Origin of the sequence: Variovorax sp. V116 (assembly GCF_041154435.1) — a bacterium.
Lineage (GTDB): Bacteria > Pseudomonadota > Gammaproteobacteria > Burkholderiales > Burkholderiaceae_C > Variovorax > Variovorax paradoxus.
This window is the reverse complement of sequence record NZ_AP028661.1, coordinates 1,408,283-1,434,844: the sequence shown is the minus strand read 5'-3', so window position 1 is coordinate 1,434,844 and position 26,562 is coordinate 1,408,283. Positions and strand designations below refer to the sequence as shown.

Sequence of the window (26,562 nt, the reverse complement as noted above, 5' to 3'; positions counted from 1 at the left end):
TTCAGGCTGCTGCTGCTTCTTCGCGCAGGCCGGTGTGCACCGTCGGGTGCGCGAGCCGCACGCGCAGTTCGCGCTTGAGCCGCGTGTTGTCGAGCCGGCGCGATTCGCCCATGAAGCTCAGCAGCTGCAAGGGCAGCTGGCGCTGGGCTTCCTCGCGGGCCACGCGCGGCGGGCGCGGCATGCCGTACAGGTCGGCCGCCAGGTCGATGTAGTCGCCCATGCGCAGCTCGGTGTCGTCCGAGGCGTGCACGATGCGCTGCGGCCGGCCCCGGAACAGCGCCGCCACGCAGGCCCGCGCAAGATCGTCGGCATGGATGTGGCTGGTGAACACGTCGTCCTCGCGCCGCAGCACCGGCGTGCCGCGCGCGAGCCGCTGGCGCGGCGTGCCGCCCTCGCGGTCGGGCGCATAGATGCCCGGGATGCGCAGGATGCTGGCGCGCACACCCGCGCTGCGGCCGAGCCAGCGCACTGCGCGCTCGGCGTCCACGCGGCGGTGGGCGCGGGGCGTGTCGGGCCGCACGGGGCGCGTTTCGCTCACGCGGGCGCCGCCGCAGTCGCCATAGACGCCGCTGGTGGAGCCGTAGACGAACGCCAGCGGCACGGAACGCAGCCGCAGCGCGCGCGCCAGCGCGGTGGTGCGCTGGTCGCGCCACCAGGCGGCGCCGCCGTCGCGCGCCGGTGGCGCCAGGTGCAGCACGCGGGTGGCCACGCCGGCCAGGCGGCGCAGCGTGGCCGGATCGTCCAGGTTGCCCTGGAGCGGACGGATGCCCGCCGCCCGCAGGGCCGGCACCCGTTCGCCCGATGAAGTGAGCGCCACCAGCTGCATGCGGCCGCGCAGGCTGCGCGCCACGCGCTGGCCGACGTCCCCGCAGCCCACGATCAGCAGGCGTTCGCGGCGAAAGCGCGCCGGCAGCGCGCCGGAAGGGCTATTGATTGAAGGCAAAATCCGAGTTCCTTTCCCTTTTCAGACCCAGGCTGAAACAAGCCGAAGAATACCGATGACTGTTGCAGCGCCGCATGAAGCGGGCTTTTCCATCACCGTCGAGCCCAGCGGGCGTCATTTCGTGGTGCATGGCGACGAAACCATTCTCGCGGCCGGCATCCGCCAGGGCATCGGCCTTCCCTATGGCTGCAAGGATGGCGCCTGCGGCTCGTGCAAGTGCCGGAAGCTCTCGGGCGAGGTCGAGCTCGGGCCGCACCAGAGCAAGGCGCTGAGCGCCGAAGAGCAGCTGGCCGGCTTCGTGCTGACCTGCTGCGCCCATGCCAAGAGCGACGTGGTGCTCGAGTCGCGCCAGGTCACCGAGGCCGGCGCCCTGCCGATCCGCAAGATGCCGGTGCGGGTGCTGGCGCTCACGCGGCTCTCCCACGACGTGATGAAGCTGCGCCTGCAGCTGCCGGCCGGCGAGCCGCTGCAGTTCCATGCGGGCCAGTATGTGGAATTCATCCTGCGCGACGGCGCGCGCCGCAGCTACTCGATGGCCAATGCGCCGCACACGCTGGCCGAGCCGGGCACGGGCATCGAGCTGCACCTGCGGCATCTGCCGGGCGGCAAGTTCACCGACCATGTGTTCGGCGCCATGAAGGAAAAGGAAATCCTTCGCATCGAAGGCCCCTACGGCAGCTTCTTCCTGCGCGAGGATTCGGCCAAGCCGATGATCCTGCTGGCTTCGGGCACCGGCTTTGCGCCCATCAAGGCGCTGCTCGAGCACATGAAGTTCAAGCGCATCGACCGGCCCGCCTCGCTCTACTGGGGCGGCCGCCGGCCCGAAGACCTCTACATGGACGCCTGGGTGCGCGAGCAGCAGAAGGAGATGCCGAACCTGCGCTACGTGCCGGTCATCTCCAACGCCACGCCGGAAGACAACTGGAACGGCCGCACGGGCTTCGTGCATCGCGCGGTGCTGGAAGACTTTGCCGACCTTTCAGGCCACCAGGTGTATGCCTGCGGCGCGCCGATCGTGGTCGACTCGGCCAGGCACGACTACGTGGCGCTGGCCGGCCTGCCCGAAGAAGAATTCTTTGCCGACGCGTTCACCACCGAGGCCGACAAGGCGCTTCCCTGATCCCCGCTTTCCCTTTTCTCCGAGACGACATCAAAGAATGAAGACGAGACACTTCCTCCTCGCGCTGCTCGCCGGCGCCACGCTGCTGGCCACCGCCGGCCAGGCCGCGGCCCAGCAGCAGCGCCCGATCCGCCTCGTGGTGCCCTACGCCGCTGGCGGCCCCATCGACGTCACGGCCCGCATGCTGGCCGAACGCGTGAAGGACTCCCTGGGCACGGTCATCATCGACAACAAGCCCGGTGCGGGCGGCAACATCGGCGCCGACATCGTGGCCAAGGCGGCGCCCGACGGCCTCACCATCGGCATTGCGGCCACCGCCACCCACGCGGTGAATCCGTGGCTCTACAGCAAGATCCCGTTCAACGCGGCGACCGACTTCGCGCCCATCACGCAGATGGTGCGCGTGCCGAACGTGCTGGTGATGAATGCGGAAACGGCGCAGCGCCTGAAGATCAACACCGTGGCCGACCTGATCCGCTACGCCAAGGCCAACCCCGCCAAGCTCAACTACGGCAGCGGCGGCAACGGCAGCGCCGGCCATCTGGCAGGCGAGCTGTTCAAGAAGCAGGCCGGCATCTTCGCGCTGCACATTCCGTACAACGGCGGCAATCCGGCGCAGCTGGCGCTGCTCTCGGGCCAGGTCGACTTCAACTTCGACAACCTGGCCACGGCGGCGCCGAACATCCGCTCGGGCAAGCTCAAGGCCATTGCCGTGACGACCTTGCAGCGCAGCAGCGCCATGCCCGAGCTGCCGCCGGTGGCCGACACGCTCAAGGGCTTCTCGATCGACACCTGGTGGGGCCTGGTGGCACCGGCCGGCACGCCGCACGACGTGGTTGTGAAGCTCAACCAGGCCTTCGTGGCGGCGCTGAACGCACCGGAAACGAAGACCCGTTTTGCCACGCTGCTGGCCGAGCCGGTCGCCAATTCGCCCGAGCAGTTCGGCGCGTTCATGAAGAGCGAACTCTCCAAGTACGAAGCCGTCGTGAAGGCGACCGGCGCCAGGGTCGACTGACCCTTGGAGATTATTCGCCGAGGTAGGCGGCCCGCACGCGCGGGTCGCTCAGCAGATCCTTGGCGTCGCCCGTCATCGTGATGAGGCCCGACTCCATCACGTAGCCGCGGTCGGCCAGCTGCAGCGCACGGTTGGCGTTCTGCTCCACCAGCAGGATGGTCACGCCTTGCGCGGCCACGGTCTGCACCACCTCGAAGATCTTGTCGCACATGATCGGCGACAGGCCCATGGTGGGCTCGTCGAGCAGCAGCACCTTGGGGCGCGCCATGAGTGCGCGGCCCATGGCCAGCATCTGCTGTTCGCCGCCCGACATGGTGCCCGCGAGCTGGTCCTTGCGCTCGCGCAGCCGCGGGAAGGTCACGAACACGCGCTCCATGTCGCTCGCGATCTCGGCCTTGTCCTTGCGGATGTAGGCACCGATCTGCAGGTTCTCGGTGATCGTCATGCGCGTGAACACGCCGCGGCCTTCGGGCACCATCACGAGGCCCTCGCCCACCAGGTCCCAGGCGCCGCGCCCCTTGATGTTGCGGCCCAGGAATTCGATGGTGCCGGCACCCGCCGGCAATGTGCCGGTGATCGCCTTCATGGTGGTGGTCTTGCCGGCGCCGTTGGAGCCGATCAGCGACACCAGTTCGCCTTCGTGGACCTCGAAGTCCACGCCCTTCACCGCCTGGATGCCGCCGTAGCCGACCTTGAGGCCGCTGACCTTGAGCAGCGTCTTGCCAGGGGCGTTGGCCGCGGTCTTGCGCGGGGTTGCAGTTGCCGTTGCCGTCGTTGTTGTTTCTTCTGCGCTCGTCATCGTCGTCGTCGCCATTTCAGTGTCCTCCGGTGCCGAGGTAGGCCTCGATCACCTTTTCGTTCTTCTGCACGTCGTAGGGCGTGCCTTCGGCGATCTGCTTGCCGTAGTCGAGCACGGTGACGCGGTCGCACAGGCCCATGATGAGCTTGACGTCGTGTTCGATGATGAGAATGGTGCGGTCGTCCTTGCGGATGCGGTCGATCAGTTCGCGCAGCAGCACCTTCTCGGTCGAGTTCATGCCGGCGGCGGGCTCGTCGAGTGCGATGAGCTGCGGGTCGGTGGCCAGTGCGCGCGCAATCTCGAGCCGGCGCTGGTCGCCGTACGACAGCGTGCGCGCCTTGTAGTCGGCGAACTTGCCGATGCCCACGTACTCGAGCAGCTCGTGCGCGCGGTCGGCGATGGCTTTTTCCTCGGCCTTGAAGCTGCCGGTGCGCAGCATCGCGCCGAACACGCCCGAATGCGTGCGGATGTGCCGCCCCACCATGACGTTCTCGAGGGCCGTCATTTCGGAGAACAGGCGGATGTTCTGGAAGGTGCGCGCAATGCCGGCCTTGGCCACTTCGTGCACGGCCGTGGGCTGGTAGGGCTTGCCGGCCAGCTCGAAACTGCCGCTGTCGGGCGTGTAGAGCCCGGTGATCACGTTGAAGAAGGTGGTCTTGCCGGCGCCGTTGGGGCCGATGAGGCCATAGACCTGGCCGCGCTTGATGGTGATGCCGACGTCGGAAAGCGCCTGCAGGCCGCCGAAGCGCTTGGAGATGCCGCGAACGTCGAGGATGGTGTCTGTCGTCATGTTGATTTTCTCCTTCGGCTCACGGATTGATCGACATGGGGCGCGAGGCCGCACCCGGCAGTTCGTCGGCCGGCGTCTCGATGCCCGGCGCATGGGTCTGCAGCGACCCCGGCGCCACCGGTGCGCCGGGGGCAGCGGCCCCCTTGCGCTGCAATGTCTTGCCGTGCTCGGGCGAAGGCCAGAGGCCGCGCGGGCGCACCAGCATGATGATGATCATGGCCAGCGCAATGAAGAGCTGGCGCAGGATGGACGCGTCGAGGCGGCCGTCGGTCATGGCCTGCAGCGGGCCGGCCACGTAGCGCAGCACCTCGGGCAGCGCAGCCAGCAGCACGGCGCCGAGGATCACGCCCGGCAGGTGGCCGATGCCGCCCAGCACCACCATGGCAACGATCATCACCGACTCCATGAGGCTGAACGACTCCGGCGAGACAAAACCCTGGAAGGCCGCGAACATGGCGCCCGACACGCCGCCGAAGCTCGCGCCCATGCCGAAGGCCAGCAGCTTCATGTTGCGGGTGTTGATGCCCATGGCCTTGGCGGCGATCTCGTCTTCGCGGATCGCCATCCAGGCGCGCCCGATGCGCGACATCTGCAGGCGGTGCGAGATGATGATCGTGGCCACCACCAGCGCAAGGAACAGGTAGTAGTAGAGCGTGACCGAGGAGATCGAGAAGCCGTCGAACTTCCATGCCTTGCCGAGGTCGAGCCCCCAGAACTTGACGGAGTCGATGGCGGTGATGCCCTTCGGGCCGTTGGTGATGTTGATCGGCTGGTCGAGGTTGTTCAGGAACACCCGGATGATCTCGCCGAAGCCGAGCGTCACGATGGCCAGGTAGTCGCCGCGCAGCTTGAGCGTGGGCGCACCGAGCAGCACGCCCAGCATGCCGGCCACCACGAGCGCCAGCGGTATCACGATGAGCAGCGAGGTGTGCAGCCCGTTCGGGAACATGGCCTTGAACCACGGAAAGGTGTCGGACAGGTGCGACGAGCCCATCAGCGCGAACAGGTAGGCCCCGATCGCAAAGAAGGCCACATAGCCCAGGTCGAGCAGGCCGGCGTAGCCGACGACGATGTTCAGGCCGAGCGAGAGCATCACGTAGAGCAATGCGATGTCGGCAATGCGCACCCAGGCGTTGCCCTGGCTCTGCAGGAAGATCGGCAGTGCGAGCACCGCGACGACGCCCAGGATGTAGAGCGCGAGGTTCTTGCTGTTCTTCATGGTGTGCTGCTCCTCAGGCCCGATCCGCCACGCGCTCGCCGAGCAGGCCCGAGGGCCGCAGCGTGAGCATGACGATCAACACGATGAAAGCGAAGATGTCGCTGTAGTTGCTGCCCAGCACGCCACCCGTGAGGGTGCCGATGTAGCCGGAGCCGATGGCTTCGATCAACCCGAGCAGGATGCCGCCGACCACCGCGCCGGCCAGGTTGCCGATGCCGCCGAACACCGCCGCGGTGAAGGCCTTGAGGCCGGGCAGGAAGCCCATCGCATGCTGCGCGATGCCGTAGTTGGAGGCGTACATGACGCCCGCGATGGCCGCGAGCACGGCACCGATGATGAACGTGGCCGAAATGACCATGTCGGGCCGGATGCCCATCAGCGCCGCGACGCGCGGGTTCTCGGCGGTGGCGCGCATCGCGCGGCCGAGCTTGGTGTAGTTGACCAGCCACATCAGCACCACGAGCGAGAACGCCGTGACGCTCAGGATCATGACCTGCGTGGGCGAGATCACCGCGCCGCCCACCTCGATGGGCGTGGTCGACAGCAGGTTGGGATAGGCCTTGTTGGTGGGCTTCCAGATGATCATGGCCAGCGTCTGCAGCAGGATCGACATGCCGATGGCCGTGATGAGCGGTGCGAGCTTGGGACTGTTGCGAAGCGGCCGGTAGGCGACCTTCTCGATCACGAAGTTGAGCGTGGCTGCAACGATGCAGGCGATGATCAGCGCGATGATGAGGATCAGCCAGCCGGGCGTGCCGGGCATGGATTCCTTCATGAGCCCGATGATGGTCCAGCTCGTGAGCGCCCCCACCATCAGCACTTCGCCGTGCGCAAAATTGATCAGGTTGATGATGCCGTACACCATGGTGTAGCCCAAGGCTATCAAGGCATACATGCTGCCCAGGACCAGACCGTTGATGATCTGCTGCAGCAATATTTCCATAACGCGTTCCCTATTTGTTGCACCGTTGCGGGGTGCTGTTCACCCACCTTGGCACCGGTTTGGCACCTTGGCTTGATAAGCAAAAAACCAGCCAACATGTGCCGCTGGCTGATTTGTGGGCGGGATTGTAAGCACCCACCAGCGCCGATTTGGTGCGCCTTGCCCGGGGTTTACCCGCTCATGCCATGCTGTATGCGAGTGAAGTCATGCATGGCGTACGCGCATGGTGAAAAGGCGTATCACTCCTCGCGCTGGCCGTTCAGGCGGCGCAGTTCACGCAGCTTCTCCGCGATGCGGATTTCAAGCCCGCGCTCGACGGGCTGGTAGAAAACCTGGCCCTCGAGGCCATCGGGCAGGTAGCGCTCGCCCGCGGCAAAGCCGCCCTCCTCGTCGTGCGCGTAGCGGTACCCCTTGCCGTAGTCGAGGTCCTTCATGAGCTTGGTGGGCGCGTTGCGCAGGTGCATCGGCACCGGGCGGGTGCTGTCCTTCTTGATGAGCGCGCGCACGGCGTTGTAGGCGGTGTAGACCGCATTCGACTTGGGCGCCATCGCCAGGTAGACCACGCACTCGGCCAGCGCGAGTTCGCCTTCGGGCGTGCCCAGGCGCTCATACACCTCGGCGGCGTCGAGCGCGAGCCGCAGCGCGCGCGGGTCGGCCAGGCCGATGTCCTCGCTGGCCATGCGCACCAGCCGGCGCGCCATGTAGCGCGGATCGGCGCCGCCGTCGAGCATGCGCACGAACCAGTAGAGCGCGGCGTCGGGGTCGCTGCCGCGCACCGACTTGTGCAGCGCGCTGATGGTGTCGTAGAACTGCTCGCCGCCCTTGTCGTAGCGCCGCATGCGTTCGCCGAGCACGCGCAGCAGCCATTCGTCGGTGATGTGGCCGAGCTTCTCGGCGCGGGCCGCGACGGCCAGCGTCTCGAGCGTGTTGAGCAGGCGCCGCGCATCGCCGTCGGCATAGGCGACGAGCCGGTCGATGGCCGTGTCCTCGATGCCCGGCACTGCCTGGATGGCCTGCGCCTTGGCCACGATCTGCTTGAGGTCGGCCTCGGTGAGCGGTTGCAGCACGTACACGGCCGCACGCGAAAGCAAGGCCGAGTTGACCTCGAACGAGGGGTTCTCGGTGGTGGCGCCAATGAAGGTGAAGAGTCCCGATTCCACATGCGGCAGGAACGCGTCCTGCTGGCTCTTGTTGAAGCGGTGCACCTCGTCGACGAAGACGATCGTGCGCCGCTGCTCCAGGCCGTCGCGCGCCGCCGTGGCGCGTTCGACCGCATCGCGGATGTCCTTCACGCCGCCGAGCACCGCGCTGATGCTGAGGAACTGCGCATCGAAGGCATCGGCCATCAGCCGCGCGATGGTCGTCTTGCCGGTGCCGGGCGGCCCCCAGAGGATGCACGAATGCGGCTGGCCCGATTCGAAGGCAATGCGCAGCGGCATGCCCGGCCCCAGCAGGTGCTGCTGGCCGATGACCTCGCCCAGCGTCTTCGGACGCAGGCGCTCGGCAAGGGGTTGATGCGAACTGGTGGCCAAACCTGCGGTGCGTCCGGTGGCTATTGCTTGATGACGTCCGCGCCGGCGGGCGCCTTGAACTCGAACACGCTGGCAGGCAGTGCCGGATTCACCTCCACCTTGCTGAACTTGAGCACCGAGCGCTGCCCGAAGCTGTCAAGGATTTCGAGCGCCGCCAGCGCGTCGCCCTGGAAGCCGACCTGCACATTCTGCAGCTGGCCGTCCTTGTTCTTGGGCGTGGCCTTGACCCACTGCAGGCCGTCGCGCTCGGGCGCGGCCTCGAGCGTGAAGTCGGCCTGCAGCGCGCGCAGGTCGGGTGCCGCGGCAATCAGCGCGGCGGGCGTCGAGCCCAGCGCCTGCGACTGGGCGCGCTGCGTGACCTGGTTCAGGTCGGCGTCGTAGAGCCACAGCGTCTTGCCGTCGGCCACGATGCTCTGGGCGAAGGGCTTCTGGTAGTCGAACTTGAACTTGCCGGGCCGCTGGAATTCGAAGGTGCCGGTGGAGGTCTTGGTGCGGCCAGGCTGGCCTTCGCGCGGCGGCGCCGTCACGGTCTGGGTGAACTCGGCGCGGCCCGACTTGACCGTCTTCACGAAGGCCTCGAGGCTTTCAAGGCCGCCGGCCCAGGCGTTGGCGGAACACAGGAGGCCGATCAACAGCCAATGGCGAATTTTCAATTGGGGTTCCTCGGAAAAAGCGATGGCGTTGACAGGACCATACCCCGCTGCGCGTTGCGCCATGTGCGGGGCTTCATGAAGTTTTGCAACGTTATTGCAGCTTTTGCAACGTGGCTGTCAGTGGGTAACGCCCAGGTGCGCAGGCATGGGCCGGCTATTCGGCGCGCGCCGGCACCAGGATCTCGCGCTGGCCGCTGCCGCTCATGGCGCTGACCAGGCCCGCCTTCTCCATGTCTTCCACCAGCCGCGCCGCGCGGTTGTAGCCGATCTTCAGGTGGCGCTGCACCAGCGAGATGCTGGCCTTGCGGTTCTTCAGCACCACTTCGACCGCCTGGTCGTACATCGGGTCCTTCTCGGCGTCGCCGCCCTCGCCCAGCATGTCGCCGTCACCGTCGACCGTGCCGCCTTCGAGCACGCCTTCGATGTAGTCGGGCTCGCCCTGGCTCTTGAGGTAGGCCACCACGCGGTGCACTTCCTCGTCGCTCACGAACGCGCCGTGCACGCGGATCGGAAGGCCCGTGCCGCTCGGCATGTAGAGCATGTCGCCCATGCCCAGCAGCGCCTCGGCGCCCATCTGGTCGAGGATGGTGCGGCTGTCGATCTTGCTCGACACCTGGAACGCGATGCGCGTGGGAATGTTGGCCTTGATGAGGCCGGTGATCACGTCGACGCTGGGCCGCTGCGTGGCCAGGATCAGGTGGATGCCGGCGGCGCGCGCCTTCTGCGCAAGGCGGGCGATGAGCTCTTCGATCTTCTTGCCCACCACCATCATCAGGTCGGCGAGTTCGTCGATCACCACCACGATGTGCGGCTCGCGCTTGAGCGGCTCGGGATCGTCGGGCGTGAGGCTGAAGGGGTTGTAGATGAACTCCTCGCGCGCCTTGGCTTCGTCGATCTTGGTGTTGTAGCCGGCCAGGTTGCGCACGCCGAGCTTGCTCATGAGCTTGTAGCGGCGCTCCATCTCGGCCACGCACCAGTTCAGGCCGTGCGCGGCCTGCCGCATGTCGGTGACCACGGGCGCCAGCAGGTGCGGAATGCCTTCGTAGACCGACATTTCGAGCATCTTCGGGTCGATCATGAGCAGGCGGACGTCGCGTGCCTCGGCCTTGTAGAGCAGCGAGAGGATCATCGCGTTGATGCCCACCGACTTGCCCGAACCGGTGGTACCGGCCACCAGCACGTGCGGCATCTTTGCCAGGTCGGCCACCACGGGGTTGCCGATGATGTCCTTGCCCAGGCCCATCGTCAGGAAGGACTTGCCTTCGTTGTAGACCTGCGAGCCGAGGATCTCGCTGAGCTTGATCGACTGGCGCTTGGCGTTCGGCAGCTCGAGCGCCATGTAGTTCTTGCCCGGGATGGTTTCGACCACGCGGATCGACACCAGCGAGAGCGAACGCGCCAGGTCCTTGGCCAGGCCGACGATCTGCGAGCCCTTGACGCCGGTGGCCGGCTCGATCTCGTAGCGCGTGATCACCGGGCCCGGCGAAGCCAGCACCACATGCACTTCGACGCCGAAGTCCTTGAGCTTCTTCTCGATCATGCGCGAGGTCATCTCGAGCGTGTCGGCCGAGACCGTTTCCTGGCGCGCCTGCGCCGCGTCGAGCAGGTCGACCTGCGGCAGCTTGCTGTCGGGCAGTTCCTTGAAGAGCGGCTTCTGGCGCTCCTTGACGACGCGGTCGCTCCTGGGCACCTCGGTCATCGCGGGCTCGATCTGCACCGGCGGCGACGCCGCGCGGCGCTTCGGGCGCGGCTCGATGCGCAGTTCTTCGTCGCCGTCGAAATCCGCCGGCTCGCCACCGTCCGCTGCACGCGAGAACGGCAGGTCTTCGGCCTCGGCACGCTCGCGGGCGGCCTGCTTGCCCATGGCGATGTCGGCCGCCATCTCGCGCTTTTCGCGGCGCGACTCGAACAGCGAATAGGCCCGCGCGCCGATGCGCTCGGCGATCTGGCTCCATGAGAAACGAAACACCAGCGCCGAGCCGATCACGCCGGCAGCGATGGCCACCAGCGCCGATCCGGTAAAGCCCATCCAGCGCACGCTTGCGGGCCCCACCAGGTAGCCCAGCACACCGCCGCCCGAACCCGGCAGGTGGGACTCGAGCCGGTACAGGCGCGACCATTCGAGCACCACGCTCGCGCACAGCAGCAGCACCAGGCCGAACCAGAACGCCAGGCGGCTGCGGTTGAAGCGCCCGCGCACCGGCTGCTCGGCCGGCGCGGCCTCGCCGCCGCGCAGCCAGTTGGCCAGCGACGAAAGCCATGCCCGCAGGCCCGCCGCGAGGCACCACCAGACCGAATAGCCGGCCAGGAAATAGCTGCCGTCGGCCAGCCAGGCGCCGATGCGGCCGCCCCAGTTCTTGATCTCGCCGCCGGTGCCGGAGGTCGACCAGGCCGCATCGGAGGGCGTGAAGCTCAGCATGGCCAGCAGCCAGAACAAGAGCCCCGCAAAGCCCGCCACCAGCGTGATCTCGTGGGCGAAGCGCATGGCGCGCAGGCGCACCGGCTGCCCCTCGGCGGCAGAAGAAGATTGAAGTGTATTGAGCGAATAGGTCATGAAAAACGCGGCACCCAATCCTTCGAAACGGCGGCTGGATGCCTGAACACTACAACAAAAGGGTGCGGCCGCCTGAAGCGCCGGACCCGGCGGCTCAAGCCAGGGACAAGAGCCGGTCCTTGACGATCATGGAGCCGTCGTCCTGGGTCTGGACAAATCCGCGCTCCTCGAGATCCTTCATCACGCGGCTCACCATTTCGCGCGAGGCGCCCACCATTTTCGCGAGATCCTGGCGCGAGATCTTGTCGCGCACCTTCAGGTTGCCTGCCCCATCGTCGATCGCGAACTCGAGCAGCGAGCGCGCCACGCGCCCATAGACGTCCATCAGCGCAAGCGACTCGATCTTGCGGTCGGCATGGCGCAGGCGCTGCACCAGGCCGCGCATGATGTTGTAGGCCATCGAGGAGTTCTCGGGCAGGCAGCGTGCGAAGGCGTCCCGGTCCAGCATGAGTACGTCGCACTGGATCTCGGTGCGCACCGTGGCCGAATGGGGCTCGTCGTCGATCAGGCTCATCTCGCCGATGTAGTCGCCGGGATGCAAGGTGGCAAGGATCACCTCGCGCCCGCGGTTGTCGGCGCTCGTCACGCGCGCGCGTCCGGTCAGGATGATGTAGAGCGCGTCCGATTTCTTGCCCTGCTCGACAACGACTTCGGCCCGCTTGAAGCGCTTCTTGATGATCGCATCCGCAATGCTTGCAGACTGCGAGGACGTGAGCGAGGCAAACAGCGGAACGCGCCGCAGCAACTCAAGATTGGACAGCATCGACATTTATCAATCCCTGATACGGCGTGCGCAAGCTCGTCCATCGTGGGCCCGATGGATTACTACAATCGCGCGCATTGAAAACACCGTGCACCCGGTGTTGAACCGAGCGGTGATACTCCACATATATCGCTACCACCCTGAAAATGTACACGCTGAAGCAGCGCAAATCCTAGGTTTTCCACTCATGTCCGCTCCCCAACACGCCAAGGTCTTGATTCTGGGCTCCGGCCCGGCCGGCTACACCGCCGCCGTCTACGCAGCCCGCGCAAACCTCCAGCCGCTGCTCATCACGGGCATTGCCCAGGGCGGCCAATTGATGACGACCACCGAGGTCGACAACTGGCCCGCGGACGTGCATGGCGTGCAGGGCCCCGAGCTCATGCAGCGTTTTCTCGAGCACGCAGAGCGCTTCAAGACGCAGATCGTCTTCGACCACATCAACAAGGTCGACCTCGGCAAGCGCCCGTTCACGCTGACCGGCGACAGTGGCACCTACACCTGCGATTCGCTGATCATTGCCACGGGTGCTTCCGCCAAGTACCTGGGGATCGACTCGGAACAGAAATTCATGGGCCGCGGCGTCTCGGCCTGCGCCACCTGTGACGGCTTCTTCTACCGCGAGCAGGAAGTGTGCGTGATCGGCGGCGGCAACACCGCCGTCGAGGAAGCCCTGTACCTGGCCAACATCGCGAACAAGGTCACGCTGGTGCACCGCCGCGACAAGTTCCGCGCCGAGCCCATCCTGATCGACAAGCTCATGGAGAAGGTCGCCGAAGGCAAGATCGTCCTGAAGCTGCACAACGAACTCGACCAGGTGCTGGGCGACGACACGGGCGTGACGGGCATCCGCATCAAGAACACGCAAAGCGGCGCCACCGAGCAGATCGACCTCAAGGGCTGCTTCATCGCGATCGGCCACCACCCCAACACCGACATCTTCCAGGGCCAGCTGGAAATGAAGGACAACTACATCCTGACCCGCTCGGGCCTGCAGGGCTTTGCCACGATGACCAGCATTCCGGGCGTCTTTGCCGCCGGCGACGTGCAGGACAACGTGTACCGCCAAGCCATCACGAGCGCCGGCACCGGCTGCATGGCCGCGCTGGACGCCCAGCGCTTCCTCGAGCAGGACGGCACGCTTTAAGCGGGCAGCCCCAAAAGGGCTATAATCCAAGGCTTTGCCGAAATAGCCCCTTTCAACCGGGGCCGAGAATCCAGGCAAAGCCGGGGTACCGCCACCCGTTTTCTGGCGAGGTCAAGCTGCAAAACACCTGCAATCGCCACGATTGCGCCGGTGCCAGCTGTTCAAGAAAGAGTGTCCTCATGGCACGCGTATGCGACGTAACGGGCAAAGGCCCGATGGTCGGAAACAACGTTTCCCACGCCAACAACAAAACCAAGCGCCGGTTCCTGCCGAACCTGCAATACCGCCGTTTCTGGGTCGAGACTGAAAACCGCTGGGTTCGCCTGCGTGTTTCGAGCGCCGCACTGCGCCTGATCGACAAGAACGGCATCGACGCCGTGCTCGCAGACCTGCGTGCACGCGGCCAAGCTTAAGGAGCTGAATCATGGCAACGAGCAAAGGCGGACGCGAAAAGATCAAGCTGGAATCCACCGCGGGTACCGGCCACTTCTACACGACCAGCAAGAACAAGAAGACGATGCCTGAAAAGATGTCGATCATGAAGTTCGACCCCAAGGCACGCAAGCACGTCGAATACAAGGAAATCAAGCTGAAGTAATTCGGCCCCGGTTTCCCCCACGAAAAACCCGCTGCTCACCCAGCGGGTTTTTTGTTGCCTGTCGAATCACGCGCAGCGCGGGGTGCGGCAGGCACAAACAAAAAAGCCGGCCCATGGGCCGGCTTCTTGATGGGCGCGAACGCCCGCCTGATCAGGCGCGTGCAGCGCGCAAGCGGGTCGAGAACTCGCGCAGGCCGGCGATGCCGCTGGCCTCCGCGCGGTGGCACCAGGCCGCCAGGTCGGCCGCCAGCTGCTCGCGCGACTGCGAGGTGTTGAGCCAGAGCTGGCGCAGCTCTTCGCGCATGGTGACCATCTTGTCGATCACCGGGTGGGCAGCGCGCGCCTGCACGAGGTGCGAGCGGGCCGATGCGGGCACCTTGTCGTCGTCGCGATGCAGCCAGTTCTTGGCCGCCTTGAGCACCGAAATGTCGCCGCCCTTGGTCTTGAGCGCAGCCAGTTCGGCCTTGGTGACGCGGCGCATCTCGCGGGCATAGCCGGCCATGACTTCATAGCGGTTGGCAATGACGGCCTCGAGCGTCTTCTCGTTGGCCACGGGCTGGATGTCGCCCATCAGCATCTTCGGCGGCACCTTCTTGACCTTGGCCCAGCCGATCTTCTGCATCATCTGGATGTAGACCCAGCCGATGTCGAATTCGTACTTCTTGACCGAGAACTTGGCCGAGGTGGGATACGTGTGGTGGTTGTTGTGCAGCTCTTCGCCACCGATGATCAGGCCCCAGGGCGAGACATTGCGGCTGGCGTCCGGCGCCTCGAAGTTGCGGTAGCCCCAGTAGTGGCCGATGCCGTTGATGATGCCGGCCGCGGTGATCGGGATCCACAGCATCTGCACGGCCCAGACCGTGAGGCCGAGCGCGCCGAACAGCGCCAGGTTGATGACCAGCATGAGGCCCACGCCCTGCCAGCTGTAGCGGGTGTACAGGTTGCGCTCGAGCCAGTCGTCGGGCGTGCCGTGGCCGTAGCGCTCCATCGTTTCCTTGTTCTTCGACTCGGCGCGATACAGCTCGGCGCCGCGCCACAGGACTTCGTCGATGCCCTTGACCTGCGGGCTGTGCGGGTCTTCTTCGGTTTCGCACTTGGCGTGGTGCTTGCGGTGGATGGCCACCCATTCCTTGGTCACCATGCCGGTGCCGAGCCACAGCCAGAAGCGGAAGAAATGCGAGGGGATCGGGCCCAGATCCATGGCCCGGTGCGTCTGCGTGCGGTGCAGGAAGATCGTGACCGCAGCGATCGTGATGTGCGTGGTGACGAGCGTGTACAGCACGACTTGCCACCATGTGAGGTCCCACAAGCCGTGTCCGAGCCAGTCGATGGCCGCGCTCAAAACGGCAGAGTCAGGAATCAACATTGAATTAAGTGCTCCATGGCCACACGAAGGTGCAGCCTTTCAGTTAACCCGCGATTTTAAGGCGGCAGGGCCAAAATGAGGCCCTTTGCCCTTCCTTGAAGGCGCAGATTTACCCTAATTTGGAGTGCCGTGCCTATTTGCGGTTCCACACCGCGGCAAAGAAACCGTCCGTGGCGTGGCGGTGCGGCCACAGCCGCAGATAGCGCCGCCCGTCCGCTCCGCCTGCGCAGAGCGCCTCGAAACCCTCCACCTTGAGCCCCTGCAGCAGTTCCGCGGCGTCCTGGGGCACGAAATCGGGGTTGGCGGCGCTGAAAGCCTCGGCAATGGCCTCGTTTTCCTCGGGCAGCACGCTGCAGGTGGCATAGACCAGCCGTCCGCCCGATTTCAGCAGGCGCGCCGCGCTTTGCAGGATGGCGGCCTGCTTGACCGTCAGTTCCTCGACCGATTGGGGCGACTGGCGCCATTTCAGGTCCGGATTGCGGCGCAGCGTGCCCAGGCCCGAGCAGGGTGCGTCCACCAGCACGCGGTCGATCTTGCCGGCCAAGCGCTTGATGCGGTCGTCCCGCTCGTGCGCGATGGCGGCCGGATGCACGTTCGACAGCTTGCTGCGCGCGAGCCGCGGCTTGAGCGCGTCGAGCCGGTGGGCCGAGGTGTCGAAGGCGTAGAGCCGGCCGGTGTTGCGCATGGTCGCGCCGATGGCCAGCGTCTTGCCGCCGGCACCGGCGCAAAAATCGACCACCATCTCGCCCCGCTTGGCATCCAGCAGCAGCGCGAGCAGTTGGGAACCCTCGTCCTGCACCTCGACGGCGCCGCGGGCGAAGGCGTCCAGTTTGGTCAGCGCGGGCTTGCCGTCGATCCGCAGGCCCCAGGGCGAGAACGGCGTTGCTTCCGATTTGATAGCAGCTTTCGCAAGCTCCGCCTTGACTTCGGCGCGCTTGTCGGTCAGCGCATTGACGCGGAGATCGAGCGGCGCGGGCTGCTGCAGGCTTTCGACCAGCGCCCAGAAACCGTCGCCCAGCTGGGCCTTGAGCGGCCCCACCAGCCATTCGGGCAGGTTGTGGCGATGGCGTTCGAGCAGATCGTCCGGCTTGACGGCGTCGCAGTTGTCGAGCCAGCGCTTTTCGGTGTCGTTGAGGGCGCTCTTGAGGAAGTCGCGCGGGCCGTGAAAGCCCAGGATCGCCATGCGGCGCTCCTTCGAGCCGCTGCCCGAGGGCGAGAGGTGGTCGAACAGCAGCTTCTTGCGCAGCACGGTGTAGACGGTTTCGGCAAGCGTGGCGCGCTCGCGCGGGCCGAACTCGCGGTGGTCGCGGAAAAAGCGCGAAACGACCTGGTCGGCCGGGTGATCGAATTTCAGGACAAGGCCGACCAGATCGGCGGTGGCCTCCAACAGGGCTTTGGGGTGCATGCCCCGATTGTCTCAGCCGGGCGGCCCGCTACGCGGTGCGCGTCCAGATCGCCCCGAAAGCCTGCCGCTCGATCTCCTCCAGCGTCGGCGAATGGCCGGCCCAGAGCACCAGCGCCGCGCCCGGCAGGCTCAGCGTGTGTTCGAGCTGGCGGCAGAGCTGCCAGCGGTCGTCGTCGTCCAGCCCCGGCAACTCGACGAACACGACGTAGGCCCGGCGCCACGGGAATTCGCGCAGGATCTTGCGCACCAGCCAGGCCCGCGAAACGGGCAGGCAGCGCGCGAGGTCGGCCCGCAGCTCGCCCAGTTCGTGGTCGCCCAGGTCGTGCCGGGCGATCTGGCTGAAGAAAGGCGTCTCGGTGATCTCTTCCCAGGCGCGGGCTTCGGCTTCCTCGGCCTCCTTGAGGCGGCCGCGCCACAGCTTGAGCGCGTCCTCGTCGTGCGCGCCCGCATCGGGGTCCTCGAGCGCGGCCACGGCACTTTTCGCGGCCCACCAGCGGCTCGCCGCGCTGGAGCCGTACAGGCGCTCGAGCACCGCCAGGCGCGCCGCGCGGTCGCGCAGGGGCAGCATCTGGGCCAGTCCGCGCAGCGCGCCGGCGTGCTCGGGCGCGATCTGGAGTGCGCGCTCATAGCGGACACGCACCGGGGCGGCCGGATCGAGCCGGCGTTCGGCATCCGCCCACTCCACCAGCTCGTCGGGCGTGTTGCGCTCGCCCCGCGCCGCGAGCAGCTCGACGCGCTCGCGGATGCGCGAGCGATGCGCGTGGTGCTGCTTCCAGTCGCCGGCATGGGCGCGGCGCCACTGGTTGTCGAAATGCGCGATCCACTTGGCGCTGTCGGCCAGCATGCCCAGCGCGGGTTCGACCGACCAGGGCGGCACCACGGCCTTCTGGCCGAGCGCCTCGAGCCGGTCGCGCAGCACGGGATGGGTGTCTTCCAGGTCGCTCACGCGTCGCATGGCTTCGCGCAGGGCCTGGCGCGCGAATTCGGCGTCCGGCGGCGTGGCGGCGCGCTGGCTCAGGGCCTCGAAGGGACCGGGCGGCTGCGGCTCGCGTTCGGCGCGCGCCCAGTGCGAGGCCCAGAACTCGTCGGCATACCAGCGGGCCTTGATGGCGATCTCGGTCAAGGCGGCCGCGGCCACGGGCGTGCCCAGCAGCCGGCCGGAGATGCGGTCGGCTTCGTATTCGTCCTGCCGCGCAAGCGCGAAGGTGCGGGCCGCGAAACGCGGAAAGTACCAGCGGAAGAAGGCTTGCGACACCAGCGCCATCACGCCTTCGTCGCGCTGCAGGCTGGCGTCCAGCTTCAGCCATGAAAGCCGCGTGCGGTAGATCCAGGCACTGAGCTTGCCGTGGTTGCCGCGCAGGTGCCCGTATTCATGGGCGAGCACCGACAGCAGCCGCCGCCGGTCCAGCATCATGAGCAGCGGCAGCCCGATGCTCAGGGAGTTGACCGCCCCGCCGAACAGCCCGAAGCGCGGTACCTGCCGGATGCTGGCATTGAACTCGTCGTCGAGATAGACGCGGTGGACCGGCGGCCCCTTGATCTTCTTGCGGATGCGCTCGAGCGCCTCGAACAGCGCGGGCGCATCGGCGCGCGAAAGCTCGCGCCCTTCAGGCTCGTCGAACCGGACCCAGAGCGCGCGCAGCGTGGCCCAGAGCAGGCCCAGGGCGAACAGCAGCAGCCAGCCGCGCGTGAAGCTGAAACGCCCGCGTCCGGCCGCCAGCGCGACCCAGGCGATGATGCCGACCGAAAGCGCAAGGCAAGCCAGCACCCAGAGATAGCCGAGCGCCGCAAAAGCCGCGACGCCGCGCCGGTAGCGCGCGCTGTCGTCCGCGCTGGCATGCTCGCTCAGCCTGACGAGGTGAACAAAATCAGCGCGATCCATCCGACTTTCCTCCACCAGCCTCCCATTGAAAGGCCAGCAAGAACATGAACGACGACAACGACCTGCCACCCCTGATCGAGACGCCCCCCGGCCGCTATCGGCACTACAAGGGCGGCGAATACGAGGTGCTGGGCACCGTGCGCCACAGCGAAACGCTGGAGCCGATGACGCTGTACCGCGCGCTCTATGGTGCGAAAGGGCTGTGGGTCCGCCCGGCTGCGATGTTCGAGGGCACGGTGGAGATCGACGGCGTCATCCAACCGCGCTTCGCGCCGATCTAGAACACCAGGTATTCGACGACAGCGCCGGCCCCAGTGCGCCTCAGCCGCAGCGGACGTCCGTCACGCGGCCGCGTGCATCCACGTCGAGGTTCAGGCGCCCGCCGTTGAGTTCCATCGTCACTGCCTCGCCGGGCTTCAGCGCACGCACCGTGCCCGCACCGGCGCGTACGCGGGCGGCGGCCTCGAGCTGGGGCGACAGCGGCTGGCCGACGGCGAAGCGCGCGCCGTCCGCATTGCACTGGAACACCGGCTCGGGCGGTGCAGCGGATGCGGATGCAGGGGTTGGTGCGGGGGCTGGCGCGGCGCAGGCCGACAACAGGACAGCGCCGGCGACCGCGGACAGTAGCGATTGGGTTTTCATTCGTGCTCCCGAAAACCCGCGAATATAAACAAATTTAAGACGTGTGACTTGATGTATCTGCAAGCCACGCGGCAATGGCGCGTGGATACAACTGATGCTCCTGCGCGAGCACCCGGCCGGCCAGCGTGGCGGCCGTGTCGTCCGGCAGCACCGGCACCACCGCCTGATCCAGGATCGGACCGTGGTCGAGTTCGGTCGTGACCTGGTGCACCGTGACGCCCGCCACCTTGCAGCCGGCATCGATGGCCCGCTGGTGCGTGTTCAGCCCCGCAAAGGCCGGCAGCAAGGAGGGATGGATGTTGATCAGGCGGCCGGCGTAGCGCCCGACGAAGCCCGGCGTCAGGATGCGCATGAAGCCCGCCAGCACCACCAGCGCCGGCGAATGCGCGTCGACCGCCTTCGCCAGCGCCTCGTCGAAGGCCTCGCGCGTCGCGAAGTCCTTGTGCGGGACCACGGCGGTTGCGATGCCGTGGGCCCTGGCGACGGCAAGCCCCCCTGCGTCGGCCTTGTTGCTGACGACCGCGGCAATGCGCGCGCCGAAGCGCTCGGGCCAGCGGTCGCGCTCGGCGGCGCGCACGATGGCCGCCATGTTGGAGCCGCCGCCGGAAATCAGGATCACGATGTTCTTCATGGGAGGCCGGGATTATCTGTGCTCCGCCCGCGTTGTCGCCGCGCGGACACCGATTCACAGCACGACCGTGCTAAAACTCGAAGCTCCGGAGACATGCCGCCGCAGCCGCGACGGCGGCGGACCGATCAACACAGCGAGGCACGCATGGATTTGAGCTTCACGCCCGAAGAACAGCAGTTCCGCGAAGAAATTCGCGCCTGGGTCAGAGAAAACCTTCCCCAAGAAATTTCGCACAAGGTGCACAACGCGCTCGAGCTGACGCGCGACGATTTGCAGGGCTGGGCCAAGATTCTTGGCAAGAAGGGCTGGCTCGGCTACGGCTGGCCGAAGGAATTCGGCGGCCCGGGCTGGACCGCCATCCAGCGCCACCTGTTCGAGGAAGAAACCGCGCTGGCCGGCGCGCCGCGCATCATCCCGTTCGGCCCCGTGATGGTCGCCCCGGTGATCATGGCCTTCGGCAATGCCGAGCAGCAGAAGCGCTTTCTTCCCGGCATCGCGAGCGGCGAGGTCTGGTGGAGCCAGGGCTACAGCGAGCCCGGCTCGGGCTCCGACCTGGCCTCGGTCAAGACCAAGGCAGAGCGCCACGGCGACAAGTACATCGTCAACGGCCAGAAGACCTGGACCACCCTCGGCCAGCATGGCGACTGGATGTTCAACCTCGTGCGCACCAGCAACGAGGGCAAGCCCCAGACCGGCATCAGCTTTCTGCTGCTCGACATGAAGTCGCCCGGCGTCACGGTGCGGCCGATCAAGCTGCTGGACGGCAGCCATGAAGTGAACGAGGTGTTCTTCGACAACGTCGAGGTGCCGGCCGAGAACCTGATCGGCGAGGAGAACAAGGGCTGGACCTACGCCAAGCACCTGCTCTCGCATGAGCGCACCAACATCGCCGACGTGAACCGCGCCAAGCGCGAGCTCGAGCGCCTGAAGCGCATCGCCAAGAGCGAAGGCGTCTACGACGACCAGCGCTTCCGCGACGAGATCGCCAAGCTGGAGGTCGACATCGTCGCGCTCGAGATGATGGTGCTGCGCGTGCTTTCGGCCGCCACCTCGGGCAAGAATTCGCTCGATGTCGCGGGCCTGCTCAAGATCCGCGGCAGCGAGATCCAGCAGCGCTACAGCGAACTGATGATGCTGGCCGGCGGCGCCTATTCGCTGCCGCTCATCCGCGAAGCGATGGAAGCCGGCTGGCAGGGCAACTTCCCGGGCGGCAACCCGGCGCTCGCGCCGCTTGCATCGACCTTCTTCAACATGCGCAAGACCACCATCTACGGCGGCTCGAACGAAGTGCAACGCAACATCGTCGCCCAGACGGTGCTGGGCTGAGGAGACAAGAACATGGATTTCAATTTCACCGACGACCAGGAACAACTGCGCGACGCCGTTCGCAAGTGGGTCGACAAGGGCTATGACTTCGAACGCCGCCGCAGCATCGAGGCCCACGGCGGCTTCTCGCGCGAGGCCTGGGACGAACTGGCCGAGCTCGGCCTGGGCGGCCTCTACATCGCCGAGGACGACGGCGGCCTGGGCATGGGTCCGGTGGCCGGCATGGTGGTGATGGAAGAGCTGGGCCGCGGCATCGTGCTGGAGCCCTTTGCGCAGACGCTGATCGCCGGCGCCGTGCTGGGCGGCTACGCCGGTGCCGACACCAAGGACAACTGGCTGCCGCGCATCGCCGGCGGCCAGGCCATCGTGGTGCTGGCTCATCAGGAACGCAAGTCGCGCTATCGCCTCGACGTGTGCGAGGCCCATGCGGCCAAGGCCGGCGACGGCTGGTCGCTGACCGGTGCCAAGAGCGTGGTGCCCGTGGGCGACGAGGCCGACGCCTACCTGGTGCCGGCCAAGGCCGACGGCAGGATCGCCCTCTTCCTGGTCGAACGCAGCGCGAGCGGCGTCGAGGCCCGCGGCTACGGAACGCAGGACGGCGGCCGCGCGGCCGAGGTGGTGTTCGACAAGGCAGACGCCACGCTGGTCACGGCCGACGGCCTGGCCGCGCTCGAATATGCGGTGGACGTCGGCATTGCCGCCACCTGCGCCGAAGCGGTCGGCGTGATGGACAAGACCCTGGCCCTCACCGTCGACTACATGAACCAGCGCAAGCAGTTCGGCGTGACCATCTCCACCTTCCAGGCGCTGCGCCACCGCGTGGCCGACATGAAGATGCAGCTCGAGCTCGCGCGCTCGATGAGCTACTACGCCACGCTCAAGCTCAATGCGCCCGCCGAGGAGCGGCGCCAGGCGCTGGCACGCGCCAAGTACCAGCTGGGCGTGTCGATGCGTTTTGTCGCCGCGAATTCGGTGCAGCTGCATGGCGGCATCGGCGTGACCGACGAATACATCGGCAGCCACTATTTCCGCAAGCTCACGCAGCTCGAAATGACCTTCGGCGACACACTGCACCACCTGGGCGAAGTGTCGGCGCGCATGCAGGACACGGCCGGCGTCTTCGCCTGACGGAGTTTTTCCCATAGCATCCAACGCCCGCCCGCCTTGCGCCGGCGGGCGTTCTTACTGGAACCTCGCCAGGAACACACATCACATGCCATCACGCCGCACCCTGCTGGCCCTCGGACTCGCATCGACCGCCATGCTGACCGCCTGCGCCACCGCCCCCTCGCCTTCGTACACCGAACGCCCGCCGATCGTCTTCATGCACGGCAATGGCGATTCGGCTGCGCTCTGGCAGACCACGATCTGGCGCTTCGAGTCGAACGGCTGGCCGCGCGACCGGCTCTTTGCGCTCGACCAGCCCTACCCGCTGGCACGCGACGACGATGCCGTGGCCCAGCCGGGCCGCAGCTCGACCGCCGATTCGGCCCTCTTCCTGAAGGCCGAGGTCGACAAGGTGCTGAAGGCCACGGGCGCCGGCAAGGTGGTGCTGATCGGCAATTCGCGCGGCGGCAACACGATCCGCAACTACGTGCAGAACGGCGGCGGCGCGGCCGTCGTGAGCCACGTGGTGCTGGGCGGCAATCCGGCGCACGGCATCTGGGCCGTGAAGGGCTTCCGCGAGAACAACGAGTTCTCGGGGCTCTCGGGCTTCATGCAGCAGCTCAACGCGCCGAAAGGGCCGAACGGCGAGGAGGTCACGCCGGGCGTGAAGTGGCTCACCTTGCGCTCGGACAACAACGACAAGTACGCCCAGCCCGATGGCGTGTGGATCGGGGTGCCGGGCCAGCCGACGAACATCGGCTTCGACGGACCGGCGCTCAAGGGCGCAACCAACGTGGTGCTGCCGCGCGTGGACCACCGGGAAACCTCGTTCTCGCCCGCGGCATTCGCGGCGACCTGGCAGTTCCTGACCGGCGAAGCGCCGCGCAGCACGGCGGTGGCGCCCGAGGCGAGCGTCGTGCTCGACGGCCGGGCGGTGGGCGCGGAGAACCTTTCGCTCAATGGCGGGCAGGTCACCGTCTACGCGGTGGATCCGGCCACGGGCGCACGGCGCGGCGATGCGGTGCACAGCAAGAGCATCGGCGCCGATGGCCGCTGGGGTCCGTTCAATGCGCGCGGCGACACGGCCTACGAGTTCGTGCTCAGCGCACCCGGCTACGGCATCACGCACATCTACCGCAGTCCGTTTCCGCGCAGCAGCCGCGTCGTGAACCTGCGGCCCGAACGCCTCACGCCGGCCGATGGCAGCGCCCAGGCGGTGGTCGTCTTCACGCGGCCGCGCGGCTACTTCGATGCAGAGCGCGACACCATGCGCTTCGACGGCCAGAGCCCGCCGCCCGGCGTGCCGCCCAAGGGCTCCGGCGTGTCGAGTTCGCGCTTGCGGGTGGCCGCCGCACAACCGCAGCGCGCGGTGACCGGCGAATTCAACGCGGAGCGCATCACCGGCCTGACCTGGCCGGCGGCGCAGCAGCACGTGACGGTGCTCGAATTGACCTACTGACTGATTGACGAGGGCCCAGGACATGAATGACGCGACTTCTCCCTTCGTGCTGGCGACACGCGATGCGCGCGGCGTGGCCACGCTGACGCTGAACCGCCCGGCCTCGTTCAACGCCCTCTCCGAAGGCATGCTGGGCGCGCTCGAACAGGCGCTCGCTGACATTGCGGCCGACGACACGGTGCGCGCCGTCGTCATCGCGGCAGCGGGCAAGGCCTTCTGCGCGGGCCACGACCTGAAGGAAATGCGCGCCGAACCCTCGCTCGGCTACTACCAGCGGCTGTTCGAGCGCTGCGGCGCGATGATGCTGTCGATCCAGCGCCTGTCCGTGCCGGTGATCGCGCGCGTGCACGGCATCGCGACGGCCGCGGGCTGCCAGCTGGTCGCGGTGTGCGACCTGGCGGTGGCCTCGAGCGAGGCGCGCTTCGCGGTCAGCGGCGTGAACGTGGGCCTGTTCTGCGCCACGCCGAGCGTCACGCTGTCGCGCAATCTCGGCCGCAAGCAGGCCTTCGAGATGCTGGTGACCGGCGAATTCATCGGCGCGGAGGAAGCCCGCGAGAAAGGCCTGGTCAACCGGGTGGCGCCGCCCGGCGAGCTCGACGCCGCAGTGGAGGCGCTGGTGGCCAGCATCGTCGCCAAGCCGCGCCAGGCGCTCGCGCTCGGCAAGGCGCTGTTCTATCGGCAGCTCGAAACCGGCATAGAGGCCGCGCTGGCCGACGCCAGCCAGACCATGGCCTGCAACATGATGGACGAGAGCGCGCTGGAAGGCGTGCAGGCCTTCATCGAGAAGCGCCCGCCCGGCTGGAAGCGCTAGCTAGGTGTCGTGCAGCCGCGAGCTCTGCGGCAGGTGCGCCATCAGGAATTCCATCTGGTCCGCCAGGATGCGGCGGTTTCGCAAAATGAAATCTTCCCAGAGGCTGGGCACGTAGGGCGCGTACAGCAGCGGCATGTTGGCCTGCTCGGGCGTGCGGCTGCTCTTGCGGTGGTTGCAGGGCCGGCAGGCCGTGACCACGTTCATCCAGGTGTCGATGCCGTTCTGCGCGAACGGAATGATGTGCTCGCGCGTGAGCTCGTCTTCGTGGAAATGCCCGCCGCAGTAAGCACAGACGTTGCGGTCGCGCGAGAACAGCTTGCTGTTGGTGAGCCCCGGGCGCTGGGTGAAGGGATTGATGCGCGGCACGCCCTTGGTGCCGATGATGCTGTTGATCGCGATCTGCGACTGCTGGCCGGTGATGGCATTGTGGCCGCCACGGAACACGGCCACCTGCGCGCCCACCTCCCAGCGGACTTCGTCCGCTGCATAGTGGATGACCGCCTGTTCGAGCGATATCCATGACTGGGGCAGCCCTTGGGCCGACAGCTTCAAGACCTTCACCACACGCCTCCTCAAAAAGGGAAGAATCACGGAAAGACCAGGGACACGGAGCACGCCGGAGACCACTTCAGGCGACGCACTGAGTCACAATATACCGGCTTTGTGACAAAACGGCCTGATATGCCCATTCGACGGGCAAAAGGCGCTATCAAAAAGATACCCATCCATGCAGGTTTTCCGCGGCTTCCGGCACCCGGGCGTGGCTCCGGCCTGCGCCCTCACCATCGGCAATTTCGACGGCGTGCACCGTGGCCACCAGGCCATGCTGGCGCTCTTGCAGACCGAGGCGCGCCATCGCGGGCTGCCCAGCTGCGTGCTCACCTTCGAGCCGCATCCGCGCGACTATTTCGCCGCCGTCACCAAGAAACCCGACCTGGCGCCCGCGCGCATCGGCACGCTGCGCGACAAGCTCACCGAGCTCGCGGCCTGCGGCGTGGCGCAGACGGTGGTGCTGCCCTTCGACGGCCGGCTGGCCTCCCAGTCGCCCGAAGCCTTCATCCAGAACGTGCTGATCGACGGCCTGGGCGCGCGCTACGTGCTGGTGGGCGACGACTTCCGCTTTGGCGCCAGGCGGGCCGGCGACTACGCCATGCTCGACGCCGCCGGCGATGCGCACGGCTTCGACGTGGCGCGCATGAACAGCTACGAGGTCCACGGCCTGCGCGTTTCCAGCTCGGCCGTGCGCGAGGCGCTGGCCGAGGGCCGCATGGCCGATGCCCAGCACCTGCTCGGGCGGCCCTACACGATCTCGGGCCACGTGGTCCATGGCCGCAAGCTCGGCCGCGCGCTGGGCGCCTCGGCGCCCGGCAAGGACGACGGGTTCCGCACCCTCAACCTGCGCTTCAAGCACTGGAAACCGGCGGCCAGCGGCATCTTCGCGGTACTGGTGCACGGGCTGGCCGACCAGCCGCTGCCGGGTGTGGCCAACCTCGGCGTGCGGCCCTCGCTCGATGCCAACGACGTCAACGCGGGCCGCGTGCTGCTGGAGACGCATTGCCTCGAGTGGCCCTCGCATCTGGGAGCCGAAGGGGCCTACGGTAAAATCGTCCGCGTGGAACTCCTGCACAAACTGCACGACGAATTGCGCTACACCAGCCTCGAGGCCCTGACTGCGGGCATCGCGAAGGATGGGCGCGACGCGCGCGCGTTCTTTGCGTCGACCCACGCCGAAACCCACCGCCAGACCACGCGCGACCGAATTTAGCCCTGCACGCACCGTGCTGCCGCCCTTCGACAAGCTCAGGGCGAACGGCTTTTCTTCCGCACCGACCGCTCAAATGCAGTTCGGGCTGAGCC

General features: G+C 67.0%; 26 protein-coding genes. 11 read left to right on the top strand and 15 right to left on the bottom strand.

Features of this window, described 5'->3' with window-relative positions; all coding sequences use genetic code 11:
- Position 1: 1 nt before the first annotated feature.
- Complete coding sequence (locus ACAM58_RS06645; RefSeq protein WP_062362967.1) at positions 2–943, bottom strand: SDR family oxidoreductase; 942 nt, start codon at positions 941–943, stop codon at positions 2–4.
- Positions 944–998: 55 nt separating this feature from the next.
- On the opposite strand from ACAM58_RS06645, the gene ACAM58_RS06640 reads away from it, so the two are divergent.
- Complete coding sequence (locus ACAM58_RS06640) at positions 999–2,063, top strand: CDP-6-deoxy-delta-3,4-glucoseen reductase (RefSeq protein WP_062362970.1); 1,065 nt, start codon at positions 999–1,001, stop codon at positions 2,061–2,063.
- A gap of 37 nt (positions 2,064–2,100) precedes the next feature.
- Complete coding sequence (locus ACAM58_RS06635) at positions 2,101–3,078, top strand: tripartite tricarboxylate transporter substrate binding protein (protein ID WP_062362972.1); 978 nt, start codon at positions 2,101–2,103, stop codon at positions 3,076–3,078.
- 10 nt (positions 3,079–3,088) lie between these two features.
- Here the strand turns inward: ACAM58_RS06635 and ACAM58_RS06630 are convergent, their stop codons facing one another.
- The 8 genes from ACAM58_RS06630 to ACAM58_RS06595 form a co-directional block, all read right to left on the bottom strand.
- Positions 3,089–3,877, bottom strand: coding sequence for an ABC transporter ATP-binding protein (locus ACAM58_RS06630; RefSeq protein WP_027730917.1), 789 nt, complete (start codon positions 3,875–3,877; stop codon positions 3,089–3,091).
- Positions 3,878–3,893: 16 nt separating this feature from the next.
- Complete coding sequence (locus tag ACAM58_RS06625; RefSeq protein WP_012746437.1) at positions 3,894–4,667, bottom strand: ABC transporter ATP-binding protein; 774 nt, start codon at positions 4,665–4,667, stop codon at positions 3,894–3,896.
- 19 nt (positions 4,668–4,686) lie between these two features.
- On the bottom strand, positions 4,687–5,886 hold the full coding sequence (locus ACAM58_RS06620; protein ID WP_018903178.1) for an ABC transporter ATP-binding protein: 1,200 nt from the start codon (positions 5,884–5,886) through the stop codon (positions 4,687–4,689).
- Positions 5,887–5,899: 13 nt separating this feature from the next.
- Entirely contained in the window at positions 5,900–6,829 is a 930-nt protein-coding gene (locus ACAM58_RS06615; RefSeq protein WP_012746435.1) for a branched-chain amino acid ABC transporter permease, read from the bottom strand.
- 239 nt (positions 6,830–7,068) lie between these two features.
- Positions 7,069–8,361: a replication-associated recombination protein A gene (locus ACAM58_RS06610; protein ID WP_062362975.1), complete on the bottom strand. Its 1,293-nt coding sequence runs from the start codon at positions 8,359–8,361 to the stop codon at positions 7,069–7,071.
- Positions 8,362–8,381: 20 nt separating this feature from the next.
- The gene (gene lolA / locus ACAM58_RS06605; protein WP_062362977.1) at positions 8,382–9,014 is read right to left on the bottom strand and encodes an outer membrane lipoprotein chaperone LolA; all 633 of its coding nucleotides are present in this window, start codon (positions 9,012–9,014) and stop codon (positions 8,382–8,384) included.
- A 154-nt stretch (positions 9,015–9,168) separates the two neighbouring features.
- Complete coding sequence (locus tag ACAM58_RS06600; RefSeq protein WP_026283832.1) at positions 9,169–11,568, bottom strand: DNA translocase FtsK; 2,400 nt, start codon at positions 11,566–11,568, stop codon at positions 9,169–9,171.
- Positions 11,569–11,662: 94 nt separating this feature from the next.
- A complete protein-coding gene (locus ACAM58_RS06595; RefSeq protein ID WP_018903175.1) occupies positions 11,663–12,337 on the bottom strand; it encodes a Crp/Fnr family transcriptional regulator in 675 nt (224 codons plus the stop codon).
- A 181-nt stretch (positions 12,338–12,518) separates the two neighbouring features.
- On the opposite strand from ACAM58_RS06595, the gene trxB reads away from it, so the two are divergent.
- From trxB to rpmG, 3 genes are all read left to right on the top strand, one after another.
- Positions 12,519–13,478 carry a thioredoxin-disulfide reductase gene (gene trxB / locus ACAM58_RS06590; RefSeq protein ID WP_012746430.1) on the top strand — a complete coding sequence of 320 codons (960 nt, stop codon included), beginning with the start codon at positions 12,519–12,521 and terminating at the stop codon, positions 13,476–13,478.
- Positions 13,479–13,657: 179 nt separating this feature from the next.
- Positions 13,658–13,891 carry a 50S ribosomal protein L28 gene (gene rpmB, locus ACAM58_RS06585; RefSeq protein ID WP_007830293.1) on the top strand — a complete coding sequence of 78 codons (234 nt, stop codon included), beginning with the start codon at positions 13,658–13,660 and terminating at the stop codon, positions 13,889–13,891.
- Positions 13,892–13,902: 11 nt separating this feature from the next.
- Positions 13,903–14,076 (top strand): 50S ribosomal protein L33, encoded by a 174-nt coding sequence (gene rpmG / locus ACAM58_RS06580; RefSeq protein WP_007830291.1) that lies wholly within the window; start codon positions 13,903–13,905, stop codon positions 14,074–14,076.
- A gap of 151 nt (positions 14,077–14,227) precedes the next feature.
- On the opposite strand, the gene ACAM58_RS06575 is transcribed toward rpmG, so the two are convergent.
- The 3 genes from ACAM58_RS06575 to ACAM58_RS06565 form a co-directional block, all read right to left on the bottom strand.
- On the bottom strand, positions 14,228–15,442 hold the full coding sequence (locus ACAM58_RS06575; protein WP_012746429.1) for a fatty acid desaturase: 1,215 nt from the start codon (positions 15,440–15,442) through the stop codon (positions 14,228–14,230).
- Between the two features lie 133 nt (positions 15,443–15,575).
- Positions 15,576–16,847 carry an RsmB/NOP family class I SAM-dependent RNA methyltransferase gene (locus ACAM58_RS06570; RefSeq protein WP_012746428.1) on the bottom strand — a complete coding sequence of 424 codons (1,272 nt, stop codon included), beginning with the start codon at positions 16,845–16,847 and terminating at the stop codon, positions 15,576–15,578.
- Between the two features lie 28 nt (positions 16,848–16,875).
- Positions 16,876–18,729 (bottom strand): M48 family metalloprotease, encoded by a 1,854-nt coding sequence (locus tag ACAM58_RS06565; protein ID WP_028256320.1) that lies wholly within the window; start codon positions 18,727–18,729, stop codon positions 16,876–16,878.
- 44 nt (positions 18,730–18,773) lie between these two features.
- Between ACAM58_RS06565 and ACAM58_RS06560 the strand changes: the two genes are divergently transcribed.
- Positions 18,774–19,010, top strand: a complete 237-nt coding sequence (locus ACAM58_RS06560) for a DUF1653 domain-containing protein (RefSeq protein ID WP_012746426.1) — start codon at positions 18,774–18,776, stop codon at positions 19,008–19,010.
- A gap of 40 nt (positions 19,011–19,050) precedes the next feature.
- Here ACAM58_RS06560 and ACAM58_RS06555 read toward each other — a convergent pair whose 3' ends face one another.
- Together ACAM58_RS06555 and purN are read right to left on the bottom strand one after the other, a co-directional pair.
- Complete coding sequence (locus ACAM58_RS06555; RefSeq protein ID WP_012746425.1) at positions 19,051–19,371, bottom strand: I78 family peptidase inhibitor; 321 nt, start codon at positions 19,369–19,371, stop codon at positions 19,051–19,053.
- A gap of 34 nt (positions 19,372–19,405) precedes the next feature.
- A complete protein-coding gene (gene purN, locus ACAM58_RS06550) occupies positions 19,406–20,002 on the bottom strand; it encodes a phosphoribosylglycinamide formyltransferase (RefSeq protein ID WP_028256321.1) in 597 nt (198 codons plus the stop codon).
- A gap of 144 nt (positions 20,003–20,146) precedes the next feature.
- Between purN and ACAM58_RS06545 the strand changes: the two genes are divergently transcribed.
- The 4 genes from ACAM58_RS06545 to ACAM58_RS06530 all read left to right on the top strand — a co-directional run bounded on the left by ACAM58_RS06545 (position 20,147) and on the right by ACAM58_RS06530 (position 24,705).
- On the top strand, positions 20,147–21,328 hold the full coding sequence (locus ACAM58_RS06545; protein ID WP_028256322.1) for an acyl-CoA dehydrogenase family protein: 1,182 nt from the start codon (positions 20,147–20,149) through the stop codon (positions 21,326–21,328).
- Between the two features lie 12 nt (positions 21,329–21,340).
- Positions 21,341–22,456 carry an acyl-CoA dehydrogenase family protein gene (locus ACAM58_RS06540; protein WP_028256323.1) on the top strand — a complete coding sequence of 372 codons (1,116 nt, stop codon included), beginning with the start codon at positions 21,341–21,343 and terminating at the stop codon, positions 22,454–22,456.
- Between the two features lie 85 nt (positions 22,457–22,541).
- Positions 22,542–23,894, top strand: a complete 1,353-nt coding sequence (locus ACAM58_RS06535) for an alpha/beta fold hydrolase (RefSeq protein WP_028256324.1) — start codon at positions 22,542–22,544, stop codon at positions 23,892–23,894.
- 22 nt (positions 23,895–23,916) lie between these two features.
- Positions 23,917–24,705, top strand: a complete 789-nt coding sequence (locus ACAM58_RS06530; RefSeq protein ID WP_028256325.1) for an enoyl-CoA hydratase — start codon at positions 23,917–23,919, stop codon at positions 24,703–24,705.
- Here the strand turns inward: ACAM58_RS06530 and ACAM58_RS06525 are convergent, their stop codons facing one another.
- Positions 24,706–25,266 carry an HNH endonuclease gene (locus ACAM58_RS06525; protein WP_028254280.1) on the bottom strand — a complete coding sequence of 187 codons (561 nt, stop codon included), beginning with the start codon at positions 25,264–25,266 and terminating at the stop codon, positions 24,706–24,708.
- A 166-nt stretch (positions 25,267–25,432) separates the two neighbouring features.
- On the opposite strand from ACAM58_RS06525, the gene ACAM58_RS06520 reads away from it, so the two are divergent.
- Positions 25,433–26,470 (top strand): bifunctional riboflavin kinase/FAD synthetase, encoded by a 1,038-nt coding sequence (locus ACAM58_RS06520; RefSeq protein WP_012746418.1) that lies wholly within the window; start codon positions 25,433–25,435, stop codon positions 26,468–26,470.
- Positions 26,471–26,562: the final 92 nt, after the last annotated feature.

What these genes read in the sequence shown, in the direction of transcription:
- ACAM58_RS06635 (WP_062362972.1), top strand. Translation starts at nt 2,101, where the DNA reads ATGAAGACGAGACACTTCCTCCTCGCGCTGCTCGCCGGCGCCACGCTG.
- ACAM58_RS06620 (WP_018903178.1), bottom strand. Translation starts at nt 5,886, where the DNA reads ATGAAGAACAGCAAGAACCTCGCGCTCTACATCCTGGGCGTCGTCGCG.
- ACAM58_RS06535 (WP_028256324.1), top strand. Translation starts at nt 22,542, where the DNA reads ATGCCATCACGCCGCACCCTGCTGGCCCTCGGACTCGCATCGACCGCC.
- ACAM58_RS06565 (WP_028256320.1), bottom strand. Translation starts at nt 18,729, where the DNA reads ATGGATCGCGCTGATTTTGTTCACCTCGTCAGGCTGAGCGAGCATGCC.
- ACAM58_RS06600 (WP_026283832.1), bottom strand. Translation starts at nt 11,568, where the DNA reads ATGACCTATTCGCTCAATACACTTCAATCTTCTTCTGCCGCCGAGGGG.
- ACAM58_RS06615 (WP_012746435.1), bottom strand. Translation starts at nt 6,829, where the DNA reads ATGGAAATATTGCTGCAGCAGATCATCAACGGTCTGGTCCTGGGCAGC.
- ACAM58_RS06530 (WP_028256325.1), top strand. Translation starts at nt 23,917, where the DNA reads ATGAATGACGCGACTTCTCCCTTCGTGCTGGCGACACGCGATGCGCGC.
- rpmB (WP_007830293.1), top strand. Translation starts at nt 13,658, where the DNA reads ATGGCACGCGTATGCGACGTAACGGGCAAAGGCCCGATGGTCGGAAAC.
- ACAM58_RS06595 (WP_018903175.1), bottom strand. Translation starts at nt 12,337, where the DNA reads ATGTCGATGCTGTCCAATCTTGAGTTGCTGCGGCGCGTTCCGCTGTTT.
- ACAM58_RS06545 (WP_028256322.1), top strand. Translation starts at nt 20,147, where the DNA reads ATGGATTTGAGCTTCACGCCCGAAGAACAGCAGTTCCGCGAAGAAATT.
- ACAM58_RS06520 (WP_012746418.1), top strand. Translation starts at nt 25,433, where the DNA reads ATGCAGGTTTTCCGCGGCTTCCGGCACCCGGGCGTGGCTCCGGCCTGC.
- ACAM58_RS06575 (WP_012746429.1), bottom strand. Translation starts at nt 15,442, where the DNA reads ATGTTGATTCCTGACTCTGCCGTTTTGAGCGCGGCCATCGACTGGCTC.
- purN (WP_028256321.1), bottom strand. Translation starts at nt 20,002, where the DNA reads ATGAAGAACATCGTGATCCTGATTTCCGGCGGCGGCTCCAACATGGCG.
- ACAM58_RS06560 (WP_012746426.1), top strand. Translation starts at nt 18,774, where the DNA reads ATGAACGACGACAACGACCTGCCACCCCTGATCGAGACGCCCCCCGGC.
- ACAM58_RS06630 (WP_027730917.1), bottom strand. Translation starts at nt 3,877, where the DNA reads ATGACGAGCGCAGAAGAAACAACAACGACGGCAACGGCAACTGCAACC.
- ACAM58_RS06570 (WP_012746428.1), bottom strand. Translation starts at nt 16,847, where the DNA reads ATGCACCCCAAAGCCCTGTTGGAGGCCACCGCCGATCTGGTCGGCCTT.
- ACAM58_RS06540 (WP_028256323.1), top strand. Translation starts at nt 21,341, where the DNA reads ATGGATTTCAATTTCACCGACGACCAGGAACAACTGCGCGACGCCGTT.
- trxB (WP_012746430.1), top strand. Translation starts at nt 12,519, where the DNA reads ATGTCCGCTCCCCAACACGCCAAGGTCTTGATTCTGGGCTCCGGCCCG.
- ACAM58_RS06555 (WP_012746425.1), bottom strand. Translation starts at nt 19,371, where the DNA reads ATGAAAACCCAATCGCTACTGTCCGCGGTCGCCGGCGCTGTCCTGTTG.
- ACAM58_RS06625 (WP_012746437.1), bottom strand. Translation starts at nt 4,667, where the DNA reads ATGACGACAGACACCATCCTCGACGTTCGCGGCATCTCCAAGCGCTTC.
- ACAM58_RS06640 (WP_062362970.1), top strand. Translation starts at nt 999, where the DNA reads ATGACTGTTGCAGCGCCGCATGAAGCGGGCTTTTCCATCACCGTCGAG.
- rpmG (WP_007830291.1), top strand. Translation starts at nt 13,903, where the DNA reads ATGGCAACGAGCAAAGGCGGACGCGAAAAGATCAAGCTGGAATCCACC.